This is a genomic window from Streptococcus oralis subsp. tigurinus (assembly GCF_002096275.1).
GTDB classification, from domain to species: domain Bacteria; phylum Bacillota; class Bacilli; order Lactobacillales; family Streptococcaceae; genus Streptococcus; species Streptococcus oralis_CN.
This window is the reverse complement of sequence record NZ_NCUG01000009.1, coordinates 1-5,258: the sequence shown is the minus strand read 5'-3', so window position 1 is coordinate 5,258 and position 5,258 is coordinate 1. Positions and strand designations below refer to the sequence as shown.

The window sequence follows — 5,258 nt, the reverse complement described above, 5'->3', positions numbered from 1 at the left end:
AGCTAAGCGACTTCCATATCTCACAGGGGGCAACCCCCAACTACTTCCGGCGTTCTAGGGCTTAACTGCTGTGTTCGGCATGGGTACAGGTGTATCTCCTAGGCTATCGTCACTTAACTCTGAGTAATACCTACTCAAAATTGAATATCTATCAAATAATTAGAAAACCTCACGCTTCGTATCCTCAGTTACTTTGGATAAGTCCTCGAGCTATTAGTATTAGTCCGCTACATGTGTCGCCACACTTCCACTTCTAACCTATCTACCTGATCATCTCTCAGGGCTCTTACTGATATATAATCATGGGAAATCTCATCTTGAGGTGGGTTTCACACTTAGATGCTTTCAGCGTTTATCCCTTCCCTACATAGCTACCCAGCGATGCCTTTGGCAAGACAACTGGTACACCAGCGGTAAGTCCACTCTGGTCCTCTCGTACTAGGAGCAGATCCTCTCAAATTTCCTACGCCCGCGACGGATAGGGACCGAACTGTCTCACGACGTTCTGAACCCAGCTCGCGTGCCGCTTTAATGGGCGAACAGCCCAACCCTTGGGACCGACTACAGCCCCAGGATGCGACGAGCCGACATCGAGGTGCCAAACCTCCCCGTCGATGTGAACTCTTGGGGGAGATAAGCCTGTTATCCCCAGGGTAGCTTTTATCCGTTGAGCGATGGCCCTTCCATACGGAACCACCGGATCACTAAGCCCGACTTTCGTCCCTGCTCGAGTTGTTGCTCTCGCAGTCAAGCTCCCTTATACCTTTACACTCTGCGAATGATTTCCAACCATTCTGAGGGAACCTTTGGGCGCCTCCGTTACCTTTTAGGAGGCGACCGCCCCAGTCAAACTGCCCATCAGACACTGTCTCCGATAGGGATCACCTATCCGGGTTAGAGTGGCCATAACACAAGGGTAGTATCCCAACAACGTCTCCTTCGAAACTGGCGTCCCGATCTCTTAGACTCCTACCTATCCTGTACATGTGGTACAGACACTCAATATCAAACTGCAGTAAAGCTCCATGGGGTCTTTCCGTCCTGTCGCGGGTAACCTGCATCTTCACAGGTACTAAAATTTCACCGAGTCTCTCGTTGAGACAGTGCCCAAATCATTACGCCTTTCGTGCGGGTCGGAACTTACCCGACAAGGAATTTCGCTACCTTAGGACCGTTATAGTTACGGCCGCCGTTTACTGGGGCTTCAATTCATACCTTCGGATTACTCCTAAGCACTCCTCTTAACCTTCCAGCACCGGGCAGGCGTCACCCCCTATACATCATCTTACGATTTAGCAGAGAGCTGTGTTTTTGATAAACAGTTGCTTGGGCCTATTCACTGCGGCTGACCTAAAGTCAGCACCCCTTCTCCCGAAGTTACGGGGTCATTTTGCCGAGTTCCTTAACGAGAGTTCTCTCGCTCACCTGAGGCTACTCGCCTCGACTACCTGTGTCGGTTTGCGGTACGGGTAGAGTATGTTTAAACGCTAGAAGCTTTTCTTGGCAGTGTGACGTCACTAACTTCGCTACTAAACTTCGCTCCCCATCACAGCTCAATGTTATAGAACTAAGCATTTAACTCAATTCACACCTCACTGCTTAGACAGACACTTCCATTCGTCTGCTTTAGTTAGCCTACTGCGTCCCTCCATCACTACATACTCTAGTACAGGAATATCAACCTGTTGTCCATCGGATACACCTTTCGGTCTCTCCTTAGGTCCCGACTAACCCAGGGCGGACGAGCCTTCCCCTGGAAACCTTAGTCTTACGGTGGACAGGATTCTCACCTGTCTTTCGCTACTCATACCGGCATTCTCACTTCTATGCGTTCCAGCGCTCCTCACGGTACACCTTCTCCACACATAGAACGCTCTCCTACCATACCTATAAAGGTATCCACAGCTTCGGTAAATTGTTTTAGCCCCGGTACATTTTCGGCGCAGGGTCACTCGACTAGTGAGCTATTACGCACTCTTTGAATGAATAGCTGCTTCTAAGCTAACATCCTAGTTGTCTGTGCAACCCCACATCCTTTTCCACTTAACAATTATTTTGGGACCTTAGCTGGTGGTCTGGGCTGTTTCCCTTTCGACTACGGATCTTAGCACTCGCAGTCTGACTGCCGACCATAATTCTTTGGCATTCGGAGTTTATCTGAGATTGGTAATCCGGGATGGACCCCTCACCCAAACAGTGCTCTACCTCCAAGAATCTTTATGTCGACGCTAGCCCTAAAGCTATTTCGGAGAGAACCAGCTATCTCCAAGTTCGTTTGGAATTTCTCCGCTACCCACAAGTCATCCAAGCACTTTTCAACGTGCCCTGGTTCGGTCCTCCAGTGCGTCTTACCGCACCTTCAACCTGCTCATGGGTAGGTCACATGGTTTCGGGTCTACGACATGATACTAAGGCGCCCTATTCAGACTCGGTTTCCCTACGGCTCCGTCTCTTCAACTTAACCTCGCATCATATCGTAACTCGCCGGTTCATTCTACAAAAGGCACGCTCTCACCCATTAACGGGCTCGAACTTGTTGTAGGCACACGGTTTCAGGTTCTATTTCACTCCCCTCCCGGGGTGCTTTTCACCTTTCCCTCACGGTACTGGTTCACTATCGGTCACTAGGGAGTATTTAGGGTTGGGAGATGGTCCTCCCAGATTCCGACGGGATTTCTCGTGTCCCGCCGTACTCAGGATACTGCTAGGTACAAAGACTATTTTAAATACGAGGCTCTTACTCTCTTTGGCTGATCTTCCCAAATCATTCTTCTATAATCTTTGAGTCCACATTGCAGTCCTACAACCCCGAAGAGTAAACTCTTCGGTTTGCCCTCCTGCCGTTTCGCTCGCCGCTACTAAGGCAATCGCTTTTGCTTTCTCTTCCTGCAGCTACTTAGATGTTTCAGTTCACTGCGTCTTCCTCCTCACATCCTTAACAGATGTGGGTAACAGGTAGTACCTGTTGGGTTCCCCCATTCGGAAATCCCTGGATCATCGCTTACTTACAGCTACCCAAGGCATATCGTCGTTTGTCACGTCCTTCTTCGGCTCCTAGTGCCAAGGCATCCACCGTGCGCCCTTATTAACTTAACCTTATTAACCTAATTTTTTCAAAAATTAGAAAACTCATTAAATACTTACAGCGTTTCGGTTTATTTTCTTGTTACTATTTGATATAGATATTCAATTTTCAATGTGCATTACTTGGTGATCTCTCACCAATGGAGCCTAGCGGGATCGAACCGCTGACCTCCTGCGTGCAAAGCAGGCGCTCTCCCAGCTGAGCTAAGGCCCCACAAGACCTCTCAAGACTAAACAAGACCAATGTGCAGTTCCTTATCCTTAGAAAGGAGGTGATCCAGCCGCACCTTCCGATACGGCTACCTTGTTACGACTTCACCCCAATCATCTATCCCACCTTAGGCGGCTGGCTCCTAAAAGGTTACCTCACCGACTTCGGGTGTTACAAACTCTCGTGGTGTGACGGGCGGTGTGTACAAGGCCCGGGAACGTATTCACCGCGGCGTGCTGATCCGCGATTACTAGCGATTCCGACTTCATGTAGGCGAGTTGCAGCCTACAATCCGAACTGAGACTGGCTTTAAGAGATTAGCTTGCCGTCACCGGCTTGCGACTCGTTGTACCAGCCATTGTAGCACGTGTGTAGCCCAGGTCATAAGGGGCATGATGATTTGACGTCATCCCCACCTTCCTCCGGTTTATTACCGGCAGTCTCGCTAGAGTGCCCAACTAAATGATGGCAACTAACAATAGGGGTTGCGCTCGTTGCGGGACTTAACCCAACATCTCACGACACGAGCTGACGACAACCATGCACCACCTGTCACCTCTGTCCCGAAGGAAAGCTCTATCTCTAGAGCGGTCAGAGGGATGTCAAGACCTGGTAAGGTTCTTCGCGTTGCTTCGAATTAAACCACATGCTCCACCGCTTGTGCGGGCCCCCGTCAATTCCTTTGAGTTTCAACCTTGCGGTCGTACTCCCCAGGCGGAGTGCTTAATGCGTTAGCTGCGGCACTAAACCCCGGAAAGGGTCTAACACCTAGCACTCATCGTTTACGGCGTGGACTACCAGGGTATCTAATCCTGTTTGCTCCCCACGCTTTCGAGCCTCAGCGTCAGTTACAAGCCAGAGAGCCGCTTTCGCCACCGGTGTTCCTCCATATATCTACGCATTTCACCGCTACACATGGAATTCCACTCTCCCCTCTTGCACTCAAGTTAAACAGTTTCCAAAGCGTACTATGGTTAAGCCACAGCCTTTAACTTCAGACTTATCTAACCGCCTGCGCTCGCTTTACGCCCAATAAATCCGGACAACGCTCGGGACCTACGTATTACCGCGGCTGCTGGCACGTAGTTAGCCGTCCCTTTCTGGTAAGATACCGTCACAGTGTGAACTTTCCACTCTCACACTCGTTCTTCTCTTACAACAGAGCTTTACGATCCGAAAACCTTCTTCACTCACGCGGCGTTGCTCGGTCAGACTTCCGTCCATTGCCGAAGATTCCCTACTGCTGCCTCCCGTAGGAGTCTGGGCCGTGTCTCAGTCCCAGTGTGGCCGATCACCCTCTCAGGTCGGCTATGTATCGTCGCCTTGGTGAGCCGTTACCCCACCAACTAGCTAATACAACGCAGGTCCATCTGGTAGTGATGCATTTGCACCTTTCAATCGATTATCATGCGATAATCCATTTTATGCGGTATTAGCTATCGTTTCCAATAGTTATCCCCCGCTACCAGGCAGGTTACCTACGCGTTACTCACCCGTTCGCAACTCATCCAAGAAGAGCAAGCTCCTCTCTTCAGCGTTCTACTTGCATGTATTAGGCACGCCGCCAGCGTTCGTCCTGAGCCAGGATCAAACTCTCATTAAAAGTTTGAGTTCTCACTCATTTCTGTCACTGACAGATTTATTGTTTTTCATTGTTCAGTACTATAACCTTAGTTATAGTGCCCTGCACATTGGTTCGTCTTGTTCAGTTTTCAAAGGTCTTTGTCACTCAATCTCTCTCAAGCGACAACTATATTAGTATATCACAGCTCCCTGTCTCTGTCAACAGTTTTTTTAAACTTTTTTCAAGTTTTTTCTAACCACAATACACCATAGTCCGTACGGGATTCGAACCCGTGTTACCGCCGTGAAAAGGCGGTGTCTTAACCCCTTGACCAACGGACCTTGAGCTTTTCAACTCTTTCTATTATACCTACTTTTCCTACTTTGTCAAGAGCTTTTT

The 5,258-nt window shown here is 49.3% G+C and carries 2 tRNA genes and 3 rRNA genes; all 5 read right to left on the bottom strand.

The annotated features are described in order from the left end of the window. Nucleotide 1: 1 nt before the first annotated feature. Nucleotides 2-117, bottom strand: a 5S ribosomal RNA gene (rrf, locus tag B7725_RS00070). A gap of 76 nt (nucleotides 118-193) precedes the next feature. Beyond that, nucleotides 194-3,096: ribosomal RNA gene (locus tag B7725_RS00065) — 23S ribosomal RNA — on the bottom strand. 129 nt (nucleotides 3,097-3,225) lie between these two features. Further along, nucleotides 3,226-3,298, bottom strand: a tRNA-Ala gene (locus B7725_RS00060). Between the two features lie 51 nt (nucleotides 3,299-3,349). Continuing rightward, nucleotides 3,350-4,898, bottom strand: a 16S ribosomal RNA gene (locus tag B7725_RS00055). Together the 16S, 23S and 5S rRNA genes with 2 tRNA genes alongside form the textbook arrangement of a ribosomal RNA operon. 230 nt (nucleotides 4,899-5,128) lie before the next feature. Next, nucleotides 5,129-5,200, bottom strand: a tRNA-Glu gene (locus B7725_RS00045). Between the last annotated feature and the right edge of the window lie 58 nt (nucleotides 5,201-5,258).